Below are 15,500 nucleotides of genomic sequence, written 5' to 3'. Positions count from 1 at the left end.
CCGGGCGGCCGCCCGATCGGACGTAGGAGAAGCCGGTTCTGAAAGGTGCGGACATGACCACGACCCTGCTGTTGTTGCTGGCCCCCCTCGCCCTGGCGGCCATCCTGGCCGCGACGGCGCCACCGACCGCCCTCCACCGCGCCCGCCGGGCGGCGGCGCGCACCGTGGTGCCCGCACGGTCCCACCGCCCCAGGCATGCCCGTACCGGGCGCTGAGCGGACCGACGAACCCCACCCAGCTGCCAGTTTCGGCGAGGTGGCGGCCGGCCAGCCGAAGCGCCGGCGGCAGCCCGCCCGACCGCATCGCCGGGGGCCGCGCCTGCTCCTTGCCCCCGTGCGCCAGGTCCGCAGTGGTCGAGCAGGACTTGCGCGGCCGGGTGCACCCGGCTGTCCGGGGCGGTTGACGTTCCTGGCTACGACCAAGACCTTGTTGCGCAGGCCCGTCACTACAACGAGATCGCTCCCGCCGCGGCCCTGTGGTCGTTGGATCGCGCGGTCGATGCCTGGGCGGCATCGGTAACTGCCGCTCTCGAAGGCGGGGTTGTCCTGCGGCATGCCACCCGCGGAGTTCAGCGTGCCGAGGATGTCGCGCGCAACAACGCCCACGACGGGCACCACCATGCCTGGGACATCGACCGTATCCTGCAGTGCACCTGACGGTACGTCTGAGCTGCGTGAGAGCTCGCGATCACGAGCGGTCGTGGCTGGAGCCGTGAGGCCTCATCGACTGCCAGGGCAATCGAGTGTCCCTGGCGCGCCGCCCCAAGGCAGAATGATCGTATGGCGACTTGAAGAGCACCGGCCGGCCGGAAGTCCTGGCGCAAGAGGGGAGAGGGCTGGTCCGTCCGCGATGGTGACCGCTGGATCTGCGTCGTGTGCCACGAGCCTGTCCGCTCATACCGGTACCGCTTCCATCCGCCCGAGTCCTCCAGCTTCGAGCGTTGCATCGGGTTCGCGTGGTGCTCGGGGTGCCGGATCTACTCGGCCAACATGGTCCACGTTCCTCGTAAGCAGTCTTTGGTCGACGCCCTTGCCTCGCTGCCGGCCGATGAGCGCGACCAGTTGCGCCGAAAGGAGGTCGCACTGGTCGATTATCTCGACAGCCGGGGCCTGGGCCAGCACTGACCCGAGTCTCCATGCTGGGCCGTCGCGTTCGGCGCCAACGACGTACTCCGGGCGGATCTCGGCCAGTCACCTCGTCAGCGGAGACAGCGAGTACGGCCACTTGATCCGCTCGGCGATCACCGGCGCCGGCATCGTCGGCCACTCGTTCGACAAGCCTCTGATCTGCGGCTCGAAGGCGTCCGCTACCCGTCCGCGCGGGAACCGTTCGTACTTCGGCGGCCCGCACCGGGTTCCGGGCCACCCCCAGCCGCCGTGTGACACCGAGTGCGGCGACCTGCCCCGTCGCAGGTCGCCGACTCGATGGGGCGGCCACGGCTTCAGGATCGAACTGCCGCAGTCAGCTCCGGGAAGGTGACGCCGGTCGACTCTTCGGCGACGGTCCACAGACGGCGGGCGGTGGCCGGGTCGCTGGCCGCTGCCGACCGGCCGACCAGGCAGGGGGCGCCGCGCAGCTCGAACATGCCGTCGGGACCGACGTAACTCGCGCCGGGAAGGGGGCCCAGGTCAGCGACAACACCCTCGACCAGTACCTGGTGCGCCTGCGCCGCAAGCTGCGGGAAGCGGGCAGCGAACGCGGCATCCAGACGGCGCGCGGCGTGGGTTACCGCTTCGCATGAGGACCATGAGAGCCCCTGCGACGTTGCGTGGCCGCCTCGCCCTGCTCGCGCTGGTCACCACCGCCATCTGGGTAGTCGTCCTCACCGCCGTCTTCAACGTGGAGCTGGGCGCGCATCTGCGTCAGCAGGCCGACGACTTGGTGCGCACCCGCGCGGCGGCGGTGGCCGCGACCCTGGAGGCCGGGCCGGACGGCCAGATCGTGGAGCACGAGCCGGCCGACGACACGGCACTCGACGTCGGCATCTGGATCTACCAGGGCGACACGGCCATCCAGCGCCCCAGCGCGTCGAACGCGCTCCAGAAGCGGGCTGACGGCCTGGCCGGCAACGGAAAGGCCTTCACGGACACACCCGAGCCGCACGCCTTCCGGCTGTACGCGCTGCCCGTCATAGCGGGGGACCGCCAGGTGGGCACCGTAGTGGCTTCGGTCGGCCTGGACGCCTACCGCGGCACCGCCCGGTCGGTACTGGCCGCCTCGATCGGGCTCTGCGTCCTGCTGCTCGCCGGCGTCTACCTGGTGACCCGGACGGTGGTCGGCCGGGCCCTGCGGCCGGTGGGCGACATGAGTGCCCAGGCCGCCGAGTGGAGCGAGCACGGCGCTGCCCGCAGGTTCGGCGCCGACGGACGCCTGGCCGAACTCGCGGGGCTCGCCGGCAATCTCGACCAACTCCTCGACCGCCAAGCCGCGGTGCTGCGGCACGAGCAGCAGCTGACGGCCGAACTCTCCCACGAACTGCGCACCCCCCTGGCCAGGATCACCGCCGAGACGGACTGGCTCAGCGCCCGTCCCCGCAGTGCCGATGACCAGCGCACCTCGCACGAGGCCATCGCCGCCGCCGCGGCCCAGATGCAGCGGATCTGCGAGACCCTCCTCTCCGAGGCCCGCACCCGCACCGACCCGGTGCCCGGCCGCTGCGTGGTGGACGACGTGGCCCGCGCTCTGGCGGAACGCAGTCGGCAGGAGCGTCCTGAGGTGCCGCCCATCACCGTGGTCGGCACCGGCACGACAGCGGGCGTGCCCGCCGCGCTCATGGAGCGCATCTTGGCGCCACTGCTCGACAACGCCCTCCGATACGCGGATCACCGCATCACCGTGGAGACCCAACGGCAGCCCGGCGGGGTGCTGGTGGCGGTGGCCGACGACGGTCGAGGCGTGCCCGAGACAGTGGGGGCGGCCGTCTTCGAGGCCGGCCGCCGCGCCCACCCGGACGACGGCCACGACGGTGCCGGCCTCGGCCTCCCGTTGGCCCGCCGGCCCGCGCGCGCGGCCGGCGGCGACATCACCCTCGGCCACTCGTCCGGCGGCGCGAGGTTCGTGGTGATGCTGCCCGCGGGCTGACGGTAGTGGCTGTAGCGGCTGTAGCCGAGGGCCGACCTCGGTCCGGGCAGGGGCAATCAACTCCCTTGCCGTGTTCAGGTCGCCGGGTTCGCGATCAGCTCGATGCGGTCGTGTCCGCCAACTGCGCCCGGTCGACGCGGCCGTCCGGCGCTACGCGTGCGGGGACCACTGGGCCACGGGCTCGGTGTAGGGCGAGCTCGCCCCCGGCGCGCTCGCCGCCCGGGAGGGTGCTGGCCGACCCGGGCGGGCACGGGGGCTGACGGCCCGTCACGGTGGCACCCGAGTGACTTCCGGAACGGCTCAGGGCGGTGCTTGGCCGCGGGCCCGTTCGGCGGCCAGGACCTCGGACAGGCCGGTCAGCCGGCGCAGGCCGGCGGCGGCCTGCGCGGTCCGGTGGTTGGCGGCGAGGAGGTCGTGGTGGCGGTGGACGAAGGCCCAGTAGCCGGTGGTGAACGGGCAGGCCCGGTCGCCCAGGCGTTCGGTGGGCCGGTAGCGGCAGGGGCCGCAGTGGTCGCCCATCCGGTGGAGGTAGGCGCCGCCCGACGCGTAGGGCTTGGTGGTGACGAGGCCCCCGTCGGCGAACTGCGACATGCCGACGACGTTGGCGGTCATCACCCAGTCGTAGCCGTCGACGAAGCACCGGTGGAACCAGCCGGTGAGCTCACGCGGGTCCCAGCCGTGCTGGAGCGCCCAGTTGCCGAGCACCATCAGCCGGGGGATGTGGTGCACCCAGCCGTGGTCGCGGACCTCCGCCAGGACGCGGGAGAGGCAGCGGGCTGTGACGGCGTCGGCGTCGAGGTCGCGGAACCAGGCGGGCAGCGGCTCGTGGTGGCCGAGGCGGTTGGCGTTCCGGTAGTCCTCGCCCAGGTGCCAGTAGAGCTGCCAGACGTACTCGCGCCAGCCGGCGATCTGCCGCACGAAGCCCTCGGCGCTGTTGAGCGGCACCCGTCCGGCCCGGTAGGCGGCCTCGGCCGCGCGCACGCACTCGCCGGGGTCGAGCAGGCCGAGGTTGAGCGGGACGGAGAGCGCGCTGTGGGCCATCCAGGGGTCGGCGTCCAGCATGGCGTCCTCGTACCGGCCGAAGTCGGCGAGGCGGTGGGCGACGAAATGCGCGAGCGCCCGTTCGGCCTCCGAGCGGGTCGCGGCGAAGCGGCGCGGGCCGTCCCGCCCGACGAAGGCGACGTCCCCGTCCCGCTCCCAGCGGTCGAGGTCAGCCCGGACACCCTCGTCGATGTCGTCCTCCTCGGGTTCGAACGGCGGCGGCAGCGGCAGCGCGGCGACTCCCTTCGGCGGCGGTTCGCGGTTGTCCCGGTCGAGGTTCCAGCGGCCGCCCGCCGGGCTGCCGTCCGGTTCCAGCAGCAGGTGCTCGGCGCGGCGCACTCGGTGGTAGAAGTCCTCCAGCAGCAGCCGCCGCTGACCGGGTCCGCCCGCCCAGCGGCGGAAGTCGGCGAACGGGACGAGGAAGCCGCGCGGCGGCAGCACCGTCACCCGGGGGAGTGCTTCGACCAGGCCGAGCGCCGCCCGCGAGGTCGGGTGGCAGACCGTCACCCCACGCCGGCCCGCCGCCCGGGCCAGGCCCTCCCGGTAGGTGTCCGCCTGCACGTACCGCACCCGGTCCCCGTGCTCGGCAGCGGCGTGGCGCATGGCCGACAGCACCAGGTGGGCCTTGGCCCGGTGGAACCGCCTCCGGCGCAGCACGGACCGGGCTTCGATCATCACCAGCGGGGCGTCCGCGTCCGGACCGTCCGCCGCCGGCTCGAGGAAGTGCGGCCCGAGCTGGTCGCCGAAGAGCCAGTGCGGGCGCGGCGCGCTCACGCCGGACGCTCGGGGAGGCCGGCCCGCGCCACCGAGCCCGCCAAGGCCCCGGGCGCGTCGACACCGGCCCCTCCCGCGTGGCGGTGGCGCCAGTAGGGGTTGTCGCGCGGCAGCTTGCCGCTCACCCGGCCGTACATGCCGAAGGTGGCGATCACCAGTCCCATGGCGAAGCTGAACAGCACGTTCTGGATGTGGAAGGCCAGGATGTTGGCCGAGGAGTCGAGCACGGCGAGGTTGACGAAGCCGCTGAGGAAGAACAGCGTGCCCACCGTGATGTTGATCGTCGAGGCGGTGTTCCCACCGACCACCGCGCCGCCGACCAGGACGACGGCCGTGACCACCGACACCAGGCTGAGCAGCCCGTTGCTGGACAGACCGGCGATCGTCTCCCCGGAGGTGCTGAAGAAGGCCAGCCCGTTCGCGAAGCCGAGGAAGCCGAAAACGAACAGGGCCGCGCCGCACAGACCGGCGCCGAAACGGTAGACCTGGGACAGGCGGTGGTCGACCGGCAGTTCATCGCGCAGTTTCATGGACCGCTCCCTAGCTCGAGGACCCGACGGGCGCACAGCGCGCCGCCTATCCCCAAGCATCGGCCGGATCCGTGCACCGGAAGAGTTGCAGCGGTATTGCATCGGATCTGCCTGCCGAAACGCTGCGCACACGGTTGGGCGGGGGCCCGGCGTACGGAGTCGCTGCACTGTGGCAAGGGGGTGAACCGGCGCACGCGAACCCGATCAGGTCCGAGGAGCGCACCGAGGGCACCACCAGGGCTCTCCGGGCGGCGGCCCCCAGTTCCAGCTCGGCCGCTCCACCGTCCACGACCTCATCGGCGCCCGCCGCCTGCCCTCGGTGACCACCGGCCGCACCCGCCGCGTCCCGGCTGCGGCCGTCCGGACGTTCGTCGCCGAGCGCGCGGAGGTGGCGGCCTGATGGCCAAGCGCAACCCACGGCGCGGGGCAGCATCACCCGACGACGGTCGGGTCGGCCTTCGCATCGGCGACGAATGCCGCGAAATCCAGCGTCACGCCAGGTCCTTGCGCATCAGCGTGCACATCGTCTCGTAGCGCCGGACCGAGCCGTCCTCGGCCACCACGTCCCAGGAGTCCGGCTCGCGGCCGAACGCCTGGTAGCCCAGACGCTCGTAGAGGGCGCGGGCGCGCGGGTTGTCCTCCTCGACGCCGAGTTGGGCGCGGGTCAGGCCCCGGGCGGCGATCCGCTGCTCGGCGGAGCGGATCAGCAGCGTGCCGATGCCGCAGGACCGCAGGGCCGGGTGGACGCCGAGCTGCCAGAGTGTGCCGGCGCCGGGCTTGACGGTGTAGTCGACGGCGCCGACCGCCACCGGGAGCCCCACCGGTGTGCAGACCGCCAGGTAGTCGATCTCGCCGGCTTCGGCGCGGCGGATCTGGTCGGCGAGCTGGCGCACGTGCATGGCGTCGCCGGCCCACCCGCAGGACGGCAGGTCCGCGGGGGTCAGGTCGCGGACCGACAGCTGCAGCCTGATCTCGGTCATCGGTGCATCCCCTCGACTCCAACAGCGGCCGTCTCCCATTTCAGCAAGGCAGTCCCCGTGCCGTCCAAGGGGTTTCGGAGCGGCCCCGACGTCAGCTGGAAGAGCTGGCGGCTCGCGCTCGGGGCTGGGCACGGCGAAGTTCGGGGCGGCCCGGGCGTGCTGGCGAAAGCGAATACTCCTCATGGCCCGGCGAGCCCCCGGGGGAACCGGTAGCCCGAGCATGCAGGAGCCGGCCGGCCTAAAGTTCGAAGTCTCTCGCGGCGTCGTCCCACTGGAGGCTGCGGAGACCATGATCGGCGTCCTCGCCTGAGGGGATGCCGGGAGTGGCCTGGAACCACACGACGGTCAGTGCGGAGTGGTACAGCACCGGATTCCGGTCCGGGCCGATCGGCTGAGAGGTGAACGACCCAACGCAAGTCACAGCAGGCAACTGTTCGACCGGGCCGAAGCCACCCGCAGGAAGGTCTGGCAACTCCCGGACCGGCGCGACCAGGTGCACGGGAACCGAGGGACGATCCTTCTCGACGCTCCTGACCAGGCGCTCCAGCTTGAGATCGTTCCAGCGCGGGAACGGGTACCCCTCCAACATCCCGCCATATGTCGAAGACAGTCGCACATCCGAGAGCTCGATCGAGCGGCCGGACGTGAGAACTACGTGTGCCAGTGCCATAGCCCCAACCTACCGGCGCAGCAGGCCCAGCCATGCCACCCAGGACGACCTGCACGACATGCCGGAGCGGATGGGCCCGGGGACGGTCTTTTCGATCCACGCTACCGCGCCGACCCGGCTGCACCCGCCGCGCGGCATGCGCCGGGCGGCGGCCTACGGCGAGAGTTACTCCGTGCACGGGGACGTGGACTGACACTGCGCCAGGCCCGCCCGAGGCCGGGGCCGGGGCCCCGCGGGGTCCCGGGTCAGAAGGTGCTCCAGAACCCGCAGTCGTGCTCGGCACCGACATCGACCGTGCGGGCCGCGCCGGGGGCGAAGAGCCGGGTGTCGTCCCCGTCGGAGTCGCGGAAGCGCGGCCAGGGGTGCCCGGTGGCGGCGAAGCCGGACCACGCGGCGATCATCTCCGCGGAGAGGCCCTGCTGCTGCGGGGTGAGGGTGGCCGGCCAGGTGGTGAGGTCGAAGAGGTACGGCAGCTCGGAGCCGTGGTACGCACCGTACGGGAACCCGGTGGGGAGTTTGGGCTCCACGGGGGCCGTGCGGTCCGCGAACTCGTAGGTGTAGAGCCTGGTGTGGCGTTCCATCAGCTTCTCGCCCGCCAGAGTGGGGCAGGACCAGATGCGGTCGGTGGCCACCGTCGCCCAGGCGACGGCGGGCGACGGGAACGCGCCGACCGGGTACTGCGCGGCGACGGCGGCGGCCCGGTCGCCGAAGGCGGCGGTGAGCAGTTGCCGGTAGCGGTCCTCGGTGATCGGCCAGCCGGTGTTCAACGCGGCGGCCCAGCCGCGGTGTTCGTCCCGGTTGCCGCCTTCCAGGATCGGGACCCGGTGGAAGGCGCCCGCCCGCAGCGCGGCGGCCGGCTCCGCCGGCAGCAGCGGGGTGTCGTACGCGGGCTTGGCGAACCGGCCGCCGGGGCGGCCGGCCAGGTCCGCCCGGAGCAGGTCGGCGGCCGGCGCGCGGCGCAGGCAGTCCAGGTCGGTGCAGCCGACCGCGCCGGCGAAGGCACTGCCGGTGGCCTCCACCTGCGCCCGATCGGTCCAGGGCGACCCTGCGGCCATGCCGGGGAAGAACAGGTTGCCCGGATAGTTGATCAGGCAGGACCCGCTCTGGATCAGTGCCTTGTCGAAAAGCCCGGCGGCCGACGGCGAGGTGAGCTGGGAGCAGACGCTCATGCCGCCCGCGGACTGCCCGGCCAGTGTGACGTTGTGGGGGTCGCCGCCGAACGCGGCCGCGTTGCTGCGCACCCAGCGCAGCGCGGCTTGCTGGTCGGCGAGCCCGAAGTCGCCGGAGCCGGCCAGGCCCGGGTAGCCGAAGCCGCCGAGGATGCCGAGCCGGTAGTTGACCGTCACCACGACGACGTCGCCGTCCACGACCATCCGGTGCGGGTCGTAGTCGCTGCCGGCGCCGGTGCTGAAGCCGCCGCCGTGCAGCCAGACGATCACCGGTCGGCGCCCGGCCCGGACCGGGGTGGTGACGTTCAGGTAGAGGCAGTCCTCGCTGCCGAGCAGCTGCTTCTCGGTGGACTGCAGGCACGGGCTGCCGGGAGTGGACACCGGCCGGATGCCGGACCAGGCCGTCACCGGCTGCGGGTCGCGCCAGCGCAGGTCGCCGACCGGCGGGGCGGCGTACGGGATGCCCTGGAAGCTGCGGTAGCCGTTCTGCGAACTGCCGCGCACCAGGCCGGAGTCGGTGGCGACCACGGTGCCGGCGGGTCGGCCGGCTGGATCCGCCTGGTCGGCGGCCTGAGCCGGTTCCATTGGTAAGCCCAGTATCGCCAGGGCGGCAGCGGCCACGAAGATCGGAAGTCGTACACGCGCCATCGCGCATCCCCCTTGTCAGGTTCGACCTGCCAACGAGTTCTGACGCTACAGGTGTATCACTTCGGAGGGCAATGGATTTCCGGCACCCGAGACGGGTGCGGCCGCCGGGGCAGGTGCGCGCTCAGGCCGTCGTACGTGCTGCGGGCCGCCGGAACAGCTCGACCAGGCGGTGGTGCAGGATCGCCAGCGCGGCCTCCCCGTCGCGCTGGCCGCCCAGCACGCTGGACCCGAGGCCGTTGGCCGTGGCCAGCAGCTCGCCCGCCGTCAGCTCCGGGTCGAGGGCGGAGCTCACCTCGCCCGCCTCCTGGGCGCTGCGGATCTGCTTGGCCAGGAAGGATTCGAGCATGTCCGGATAGGTGGTGCCGTGCTGCTCGGCCAGCTTGGGCTCACTGAGCACCAGCGTGTAGTAGGCCGCGTAGGTGCGGGTGATCCGGCGGCTCTCGTGGTCGGTGGGCAGCAGGCTGGAGAGGATCGCGGTGACGGTGTTGCGCGGGGTGGCCGGGCTGCCGGCGGCCGCGATCCAGCGCTGCATCCGGACCTGCAGCTGGGCGCTCAACCGCGCCAGTGCGTCCATCAGCAGCTCATCCTTGGTGTGGAAGTAGTACTGCACCTGACGCAGCGACACTCCGGCCTCAGCCGCCACCGTCCGCATGCTCGCCGCCTGCAGCCCCTGGGTGTCCGCGATCCGCAGCAGAGCCTCGGCGATCCGGGCGCGCCGCTGCTCGTGGTCAACGCGAGTGGACACTTCTGGGTACCTCCATGAACCGATACAGCTGTATCCTCAGGGCTCCGCCTAAGAGCGCGTTAGAACGTCAGGGCGTCAGCGAACGGTTGAGGTTACCAACCCCTCCGGGGCCGACGCGGTGTGCCCCGGGACGGAAACCGCAGGCTGGGGCCGGTGTGAACGCGCTGCTGCGACCGACCCGCTACCGGCTGACAGGCAGTCAGGTGGCCGGGACCGTCCCAGTGCAGCCGGTCGACCAGCTCGACTGGGCCGGTAGTTCGGCCACCCGCGCAGCCAGCGCGCGCCTCGGCCCTGGTGCGGGTGCGGCGGCCGGGATCACCCGCGCACGCTCGCAGCGCACCCGCAGCGAGTTCGACGCCACCCGCTGTCCGGGGAACCCGCCGTCGCGTGGGCCCCAGTCGGCCGGGGCGTCGGACCGCACGCAGGCCCCGTCGAATCTCCGAGCCGCTCGGAGCCGGAACCGGGGTCGCTGCAGGCCCGGGGCGGGCTCGAGAAAGCCGCCCGCGAGTAGTCCGTGACTTCGTGGACCACACTCGGCCGCCGGTTCGGCGGCCTACCGGACCTCCACCCTGAGGGCCGGTAGGAAGTACTGATGGTTGTGGAGGAGGACACGGCCGCTCACGGGCAGGGGCGTCCTGACAGACCGTTGAACAGGGCCTGCGCATAGGCGCGTGTCGGGGCGGCGAAGGTGCCGTACTGCCAGAGGTAGCCGGCCCTCAGACCGGCGCGGGCGTGGTCGGCGAACACCGGGCAGAGCTCGGAGGGCGGGGCCACGAACTCGCCGGCCGACAGGAATGCGGCGGGTTCCCTCACACCGGTGCGGTTCTTCGCCGCGGCGAGGCCGGCGATCCAGTCGCGGGGGACGGCACCGCCGTAGTCCTGGAGGTTGAGCCGGCGTACCACTTGGTTGCCGTGGGCGCGGTAGACCTCCTCCAGGCAGCTGATCCACCACGACATCCGGTCGTACGGACACAAGGTGATGACGCCGCCGGTGCTGACCGGGGCAAGGGCGGCAACCATGGTGGCGATGGTGCTGGCGCGGACGTCCTCCTCGCAGTCGAAGTCGAAGCCGTCCACGCCCGTCCACTGAGCGACGGCCTTGAAGTTCGTCACCAGCAGCGGGCCCTTGTTCTGGTCCAGGAGGTCCTGGATGTGCTGCCAGTCCTCGGGAGTGGGCGGTCCGCCGGAGCCGATCGAGAACAGGATGGTACGGAAGCCGCCGGCCCGCAGGCCCTTGATGAGGTCGGGGAATGCGGGGTCCTGTACGTCCTTCTACCGGTAGACGATGCGGCCTTCCCGGGCGATCACGTTGTCGCCCAGGTACAGGTCGCCGCTCGGGTGCACGTGCAGGGTGAACGGGACCAGGCTGGTGAAGCCGGAACCGGACAGGTCTCTGAGTGCCTGCCGGTTCTTGGCGTTGTCGTCAGTATCGAACAGACCCATGGCGTACAGGCCGATGTCGTAGTCGGACGTCATGCCGAAGCCGCCTGCCGTGGATGGAACAAGTCGCTGCGACGCTAACCAGGACCCGCGCACGCACCCGGGCGACGCGTCGAGGAGACGGCCGCAAGCACCGGATCGGGCGAGGCCGACCGGGCCCGGTACCGCAGACCCTTCGGTCCACAGGCCCTCTCCAGCAGACCCTTGCGGACGACGCGTCGTGGCGGCCGGGTCGGGCTGCGGCCCGCTGTCCGACGCCGCGTCGGGCAGGGCCAGGTTCATGGCGGCCGCGAGCTCGGCGGCCGCCACGTCATCGGGGACACGGCCGGCGGGTTCGTCGTCGGACCGGGCGGGCTCGGACGCGTCGGACACGGCGGTCTTCTCCATGGCTGCGATGTGGACAGGCTCAGGAACCCGGACTGTGACTGGGACCGGGACTGGCTCGGCCGGGGCCGGATCGGCCGGGCCGTGGGCTGTCGGCCCGGCGGCCGCCACCAGTTCCACCGCTTCCGACCGGGGGAGCCGTCGCTTCGCCGACGACCGCCTTTCCCGAGATCCGAGATCAAGGCCGTGGAGCGGGCCGCCTTCACTGAGTAACGTCGCGAGCGCTACATCGCCCAGATCGCCAACGTCGGTCAGTTCTCGGCCTGTCCCTGGCCGCCGAGTACGAGCCCCTTCGCGTTACCAATGGGCGGGTACAGACCCGCGGTGCCGCCTACCTGTCCGGTTCCCGGCTCTACCGGCCTGGGCCAGATCGCACCACCGGTGAGAGCGATCTGGCACCCAGCCCCGGCCGGGCCGTGCGACACTGGCGATCATGACTGACCACCGCACTCTCTCGATGCCCTTCTCCGAGCCGACCACCAGCGCTCCCGCACCTGTCCAGTCCGGCAGGCGGCCGGCGCCGGTCGAGCAGGGCGCCGACTTCCGCCAGCCGCCCGGCGAGACCGCGGCCGTGCCCGCTCCGGTCCGCCGCCCCGTCTCGCCCGGCGGGCTGGCCTTCTCCGACCCGGACCACCGGATCTGACCGGGCCCTCCGTCGGGCCGTAAGCCGCTGACCTGCGACGGTTCCAGGAATCGGCCCTCGAACGAGGGTCGAGAGCAGAACTCCGCGCCGCTTACCTGCGGCCCTGCCAGCCGTCCGTCGCCTGTCCGGCCTGGGGCCTCCGAGGAGCCGTAGGCGAATCGAGCCCAGGAGCCCCGCCCCGCTCGGACACTTCGGCCCGACACCACGCGAACTGGACCTGCCGGCGACAGCCCGGCTTCTGCCGCTCGTAGACGTCCGACACGGCGGGCAGGCACCGCACCGCGCTGATAGCGGAGTGCGCACCGGCCCAGGAGAGTGTCACAGTCACTGCCGTGACCTTGATGAACGTGCTCGTCGACTTCGCCCGAACCGGCCGGATCGGTCCTCTTCACTGCGGGATGTCTCTGACCGAGGCTGAAGACCTGCTCGGCCCGGGACGCCCGCACCCCGCCCACCTCATGAAGGGGCCCGATATCGACGGCTACCCCTACTCCTGGAACGGGCTACGACTGGTGGTCACGCAGCGGGCCGTCAGTGGCATCTGGATCGACCTCTGGCCTGGTTCGACCGCCAAACTCCCACCGCTCGTCCTACCCGATTCCGAGTCCTTCGAGGCCACCGTGCTCCGCGAGGAACTGGTCACTGCCCTCGACGCCGCTGGCTGCCACCACGAGGTCAATCCTGGCCTGACCTTCGGCGAGCAGTCGAGTATTTTCACCCAGCCTGCCGAGGTCTGCGCTGTGTTCAGCCTGCCTGGCCGGGACCGTTCCGTTCCGCACCACGATCAGCACTACTTCGACGTGATGCACAAGCACACGGCTTGACATCACCCAGGCCCCCGGCCACCCGCCGCGGATCATCATCGGCTACGTCGGCGCCCACCTGACCAACACCAACACCGAGACAGAGCAGCCGCTGCTGTCAGCCCGGGGGCCGTGGCAGTGAAGTTCCCGGGTGTGATGGGCGACTCGTTCCTGGTTTCCAGTCGCTGGGAGGGCGGCTGTCAGGCGCGTCGCCGCTGCCTCGGACGTGATCACAGCACCGGAACTCCTCGGCGCTTGGGTGTGTCTAGCGACCGGTGTATCTCACGGGGTGTGAGTTAGCGGCGGCCGATGGAGAGTCGGCCGGCGACGGGCGGGATTCCGTCGACCACGGCGAGGGTCTGGGTGGCGTCGTTGACGTTGGCGGTAGTGGTGATCACATGGAGCGGGACGCCGCTGCCGTCGCAGATCAGAGGGCGAGGGAGAACGGCTACTTCGGCGGCTTCGCTGACTGCCGGCCCGCTGCGGGCGCGAACCCGGGCTCGATGAGATCGAAGATTTCCTCCACTGTGGCCAGCGGGTTCTCAGCGTCCCGGGCCAGGGAGTAGGCGTCCAGGGTGAAGCGGGCGAGCGCACGACAGGCGGTGGCGGACGTGGGTGCCTCGGGGTCTGAGGCGATGGCGGAGACGAGGGCCTGCTCGTGCCGCGCCTGCATCTGGGAGGCGTAGCCGCGCAGCGCGGCCGAGCCTTCGACGAGGGTCCAGAACGAGATGGATTTCGGTGTGGAGAACCATCGGGCGGCGTTGAGCGCCTCGGCGCGCAGTGCGTTGAGCAGTGACTGATCGGGGCTCCGGTTCGCCACGGCGCCGACCAGGCGTTCTTCGTGGTGTTCGTCCTGGTCGAAGACCAGTGCCTCCTTCGAGGCGAAGTGTGCGAACACGGTGGTCACGGCGACGTCCGCTTCCGCTGCCACCTCGCGCATGCCCACCTCGTCGTAGCCGTGTGCCGTAAAGAGGCGCAGCGCGACCTCCGCGATGTGGTTCCGCGTCGCCGCCTTCTTGCGCTCCCGGCGCCCTGCCTTCGAATCCATCGGACCAGGGTAGCAAGGCCTACCGTGTTATGAAGTCATAACGCGTTAGCGTTATGGTTCGCGCATGACTGCCACCGAAGTGCTCATCGTGGGAGCCGGCCCGACCGGCCTGATCACGGCTGCGGCCTTGGCCCGAAAGGGGGTGAAGGTGCGCATCGTCGATGCTCAACCCGGGCCGCAGATCGGGAGTCGGGGCAAGGGCGTCCAGCCGCGCACGCTCGAACTCCTGGACGGCTTCGGTGTGGCAGGGCGCCTGCTCGCCGCCGGACGGTCCCGCCTGGTGATCCGGTACGTAGACCCCGACGGCAGCGTGCACGAGCACGACATGACCAAGGGTGTCGAGCCGACACCGACCACACCGTTCGCCCGCCCGCTGGTTCTGCCGCAGTGGCGACTCGAAGAAACCCTGCGTGACCTGCTCGCGGGGTACGGCGCCAGGGTCGAGTTCGGCACGAGCCTGACCGGCATGCGGCTCGGCGATGACGACGTCACTGTCGAACTCTCCTCGGGCGAGCGCGTGCATGCTGGATGGCTGGTCGGCGCGGACGGCGGGTCCAGCACCGTCCGCAAGCTCGCGGGCGTGTCGTTCCTCGGGGTGACCCGCAACGAACAGCAGATGCTGCTCGGGGACTTCCGCCTCGACGGCATCGACCGTGACTGGTGGCACGCCCGTCGCCGATCCGGTGGTCAGCGCCTGTCACTGGTGCCGCTGCCCGCGACTGATTCGTTCGTGCTCCAGGCCGAGATCGACGAGAGCGACGACGACATCGAGCCGACACTCGCCGCCTATCAGGCTCTCGTCGACGACGCCTACGGCCGCGGAATCGTCACGCTCCGCGAAGCCCTGTGGACCTCGCGCTGGCGCTACAACGAGCGGATGGTCGACCGCTACCGCATCGGGCGCATCCTCCTCGCCGGAGACGCCGCACACGTCCACGCACCCGCGGGCGCCCAGGGCATGAACACCGGCATCCACGACGGGATCAACCTCGGGTGGAAACTGGCCGCGGTCCTCAACGGCGCGCCCGAGCCGCTGCTGGACACCTACGAGCAAGAACGGCTGCCGATGGCCGCAGCCGTGCTCGGCCTTTCCAAGGAGCTGCTGACGCGCTTCGCGCGGTTCGAGGACTCCGACCTCGATGCGATGTCCGGCCTGGGGATCACCTACCGTGGCGGCCCGCTCAGCCCACTCTGGGACGGCGCCGGCCCGCACCCGGGCGACCGCAGCCCCGACGCGCTCTGCTCCTGGCCCGACGGGCGCCCGGTGCGCCTGTTCGAGCTGCAACGCGGCGGCGACTGGACGCTCTACCGGTTCGGCGTCGGCCCACTGCCCGACGTCGCCGGGGTCAATGCCTACTCGATCGGCTCCGACCTGCTCGACCCGCACGCCACGGCACGGTCGGCGTACCAGCCTCACGACGGCGAACTCATCCTGGTCCGCCCAGACGGACACGTCGGACTGCGCACCCGGGACCCAGCCGCCGTGACCGCGTACCTGGCCGCCGTGACGGCAAGCTGAGCGGGAACGCGGCCACCTCCACAAG

The 15,500-nt window shown here is 71.5% G+C and carries 15 protein-coding genes and 3 pseudogenes; 7 read left to right on the top strand and 11 right to left on the bottom strand.

Going from position 1 to position 15,500, the window contains the following annotated elements; all coding sequences use genetic code 11:
- Window positions 1–53 precede the first annotated feature (53 nt).
- Window positions 54–215, top strand: coding sequence for a hypothetical protein (locus ACFYNO_RS23575; RefSeq protein WP_388015708.1), 162 nt, complete (start codon window positions 54–56; stop codon window positions 213–215).
- Window positions 216–989: 774 nt separating this feature from the next.
- Window positions 990–1,124, top strand: a complete 135-nt coding sequence (locus tag ACFYNO_RS23570) for a hypothetical protein (protein WP_388015705.1) — start codon at window positions 990–992, stop codon at window positions 1,122–1,124.
- A 69-nt stretch (window positions 1,125–1,193) separates the two neighbouring features.
- On the opposite strand, the pseudogene ACFYNO_RS23565 reads toward ACFYNO_RS23570, so the two are convergent.
- Both ACFYNO_RS23565 and ACFYNO_RS23560 read right to left on the bottom strand, forming a co-directional pair.
- Window positions 1,194–1,383 (bottom strand): annotated as a pseudogene (locus ACFYNO_RS23565) (IS21 family transposase); the annotation flags it as partial.
- Between the two features lie 58 nt (window positions 1,384–1,441).
- Window positions 1,442–1,624, bottom strand: a pseudogene (locus ACFYNO_RS23560) (oxidoreductase); the annotation flags it as partial.
- Here ACFYNO_RS23560 and ACFYNO_RS23555 point away from each other — a divergent pair.
- Both ACFYNO_RS23555 and ACFYNO_RS23550 read left to right on the top strand, forming a co-directional pair.
- Window positions 1,598–1,741, top strand: a pseudogene (locus ACFYNO_RS23555) (winged helix-turn-helix domain-containing protein); the annotation flags it as partial. The pseudogenes ACFYNO_RS23560 and ACFYNO_RS23555 sit on opposite strands and share 27 nt — an antisense overlap.
- Window positions 1,742–1,746: 5 nt before the next feature.
- Window positions 1,747–3,081, top strand: a complete 1,335-nt coding sequence (locus ACFYNO_RS23550; RefSeq protein ID WP_388015702.1) for a sensor histidine kinase — start codon at window positions 1,747–1,749, stop codon at window positions 3,079–3,081.
- 300 nt (window positions 3,082–3,381) lie between these two features.
- Here the strand turns inward: ACFYNO_RS23550 and ACFYNO_RS23545 are convergent, their stop codons facing one another.
- The 8 genes from ACFYNO_RS23545 to ACFYNO_RS23510 all read right to left on the bottom strand — a co-directional run bounded on the left by ACFYNO_RS23545 (window position 3,382) and on the right by ACFYNO_RS23510 (window position 11,465).
- Window positions 3,382–4,896 (bottom strand): cryptochrome/photolyase family protein, encoded by a 1,515-nt coding sequence (locus ACFYNO_RS23545; protein WP_388015699.1) that lies wholly within the window; start codon window positions 4,894–4,896, stop codon window positions 3,382–3,384.
- Window positions 4,893–5,426 carry a DUF4383 domain-containing protein gene (locus ACFYNO_RS23540; RefSeq protein ID WP_388015696.1) on the bottom strand — a complete coding sequence of 178 codons (534 nt, stop codon included), beginning with the start codon at window positions 5,424–5,426 and terminating at the stop codon, window positions 4,893–4,895. The genes ACFYNO_RS23545 and ACFYNO_RS23540 overlap by 4 nt, the downstream gene beginning before the upstream one ends.
- A 491-nt stretch (window positions 5,427–5,917) precedes the next feature.
- The gene (locus ACFYNO_RS23535) at window positions 5,918–6,406 is read right to left on the bottom strand and encodes a GNAT family N-acetyltransferase (protein ID WP_388015693.1); all 489 of its coding nucleotides are present in this window, start codon (window positions 6,404–6,406) and stop codon (window positions 5,918–5,920) included.
- A 238-nt stretch (window positions 6,407–6,644) separates the two neighbouring features.
- The gene (locus tag ACFYNO_RS23530; RefSeq protein WP_388015690.1) at window positions 6,645–7,076 is read right to left on the bottom strand and encodes a hypothetical protein; all 432 of its coding nucleotides are present in this window, start codon (window positions 7,074–7,076) and stop codon (window positions 6,645–6,647) included.
- Window positions 7,077–7,321: 245 nt separating this feature from the next.
- Window positions 7,322–8,830: a carboxylesterase/lipase family protein gene (locus tag ACFYNO_RS23525; protein ID WP_388015687.1), complete on the bottom strand. Its 1,509-nt coding sequence runs from the start codon at window positions 8,828–8,830 to the stop codon at window positions 7,322–7,324.
- Window positions 8,831–9,014: 184 nt separating this feature from the next.
- Complete coding sequence (locus tag ACFYNO_RS23520; RefSeq protein WP_388015684.1) at window positions 9,015–9,638, bottom strand: TetR/AcrR family transcriptional regulator; 624 nt, start codon at window positions 9,636–9,638, stop codon at window positions 9,015–9,017.
- A 618-nt stretch (window positions 9,639–10,256) separates the two neighbouring features.
- Window positions 10,257–10,751: a hypothetical protein gene (locus tag ACFYNO_RS23515; protein WP_388015681.1), complete on the bottom strand. Its 495-nt coding sequence runs from the start codon at window positions 10,749–10,751 to the stop codon at window positions 10,257–10,259.
- 159 nt (window positions 10,752–10,910) lie between these two features.
- On the bottom strand, window positions 10,911–11,465 hold the full coding sequence (locus ACFYNO_RS23510; RefSeq protein ID WP_388015678.1) for a hypothetical protein: 555 nt from the start codon (window positions 11,463–11,465) through the stop codon (window positions 10,911–10,913).
- Between the two features lie 430 nt (window positions 11,466–11,895).
- On the opposite strand from ACFYNO_RS23510, the gene ACFYNO_RS23505 reads away from it, so the two are divergent.
- Both ACFYNO_RS23505 and ACFYNO_RS23500 read left to right on the top strand, forming a co-directional pair.
- A complete protein-coding gene (locus ACFYNO_RS23505) occupies window positions 11,896–12,105 on the top strand; it encodes a hypothetical protein (RefSeq protein ID WP_388015675.1) in 210 nt (69 codons plus the stop codon).
- Window positions 12,106–12,437: 332 nt separating this feature from the next.
- Window positions 12,438–12,929, top strand: coding sequence for a hypothetical protein (locus ACFYNO_RS23500; protein ID WP_388015672.1), 492 nt, complete (start codon window positions 12,438–12,440; stop codon window positions 12,927–12,929).
- A gap of 427 nt (window positions 12,930–13,356) precedes the next feature.
- Here the strand turns inward: ACFYNO_RS23500 and ACFYNO_RS23495 are convergent, their stop codons facing one another.
- On the bottom strand, window positions 13,357–13,956 hold the full coding sequence (locus ACFYNO_RS23495) for a TetR/AcrR family transcriptional regulator (protein WP_388015669.1): 600 nt from the start codon (window positions 13,954–13,956) through the stop codon (window positions 13,357–13,359).
- A 64-nt stretch (window positions 13,957–14,020) separates the two neighbouring features.
- Between ACFYNO_RS23495 and ACFYNO_RS23490 the strand changes: the two genes are divergently transcribed.
- Window positions 14,021–15,475, top strand: coding sequence for an FAD-dependent monooxygenase (locus ACFYNO_RS23490; RefSeq protein ID WP_388015666.1), 1,455 nt, complete (start codon window positions 14,021–14,023; stop codon window positions 15,473–15,475).
- Window positions 15,476–15,500 lie beyond the last annotated feature (25 nt).

The sequence above is a fragment of the Kitasatospora sp. NPDC006697 genome (assembly GCF_042869935.1).
GTDB lineage: Bacteria > Actinomycetota > Actinomycetes > Streptomycetales > Streptomycetaceae > Kitasatospora.
This window is presented reverse-complemented; position numbering and strand designations above follow the sequence as displayed.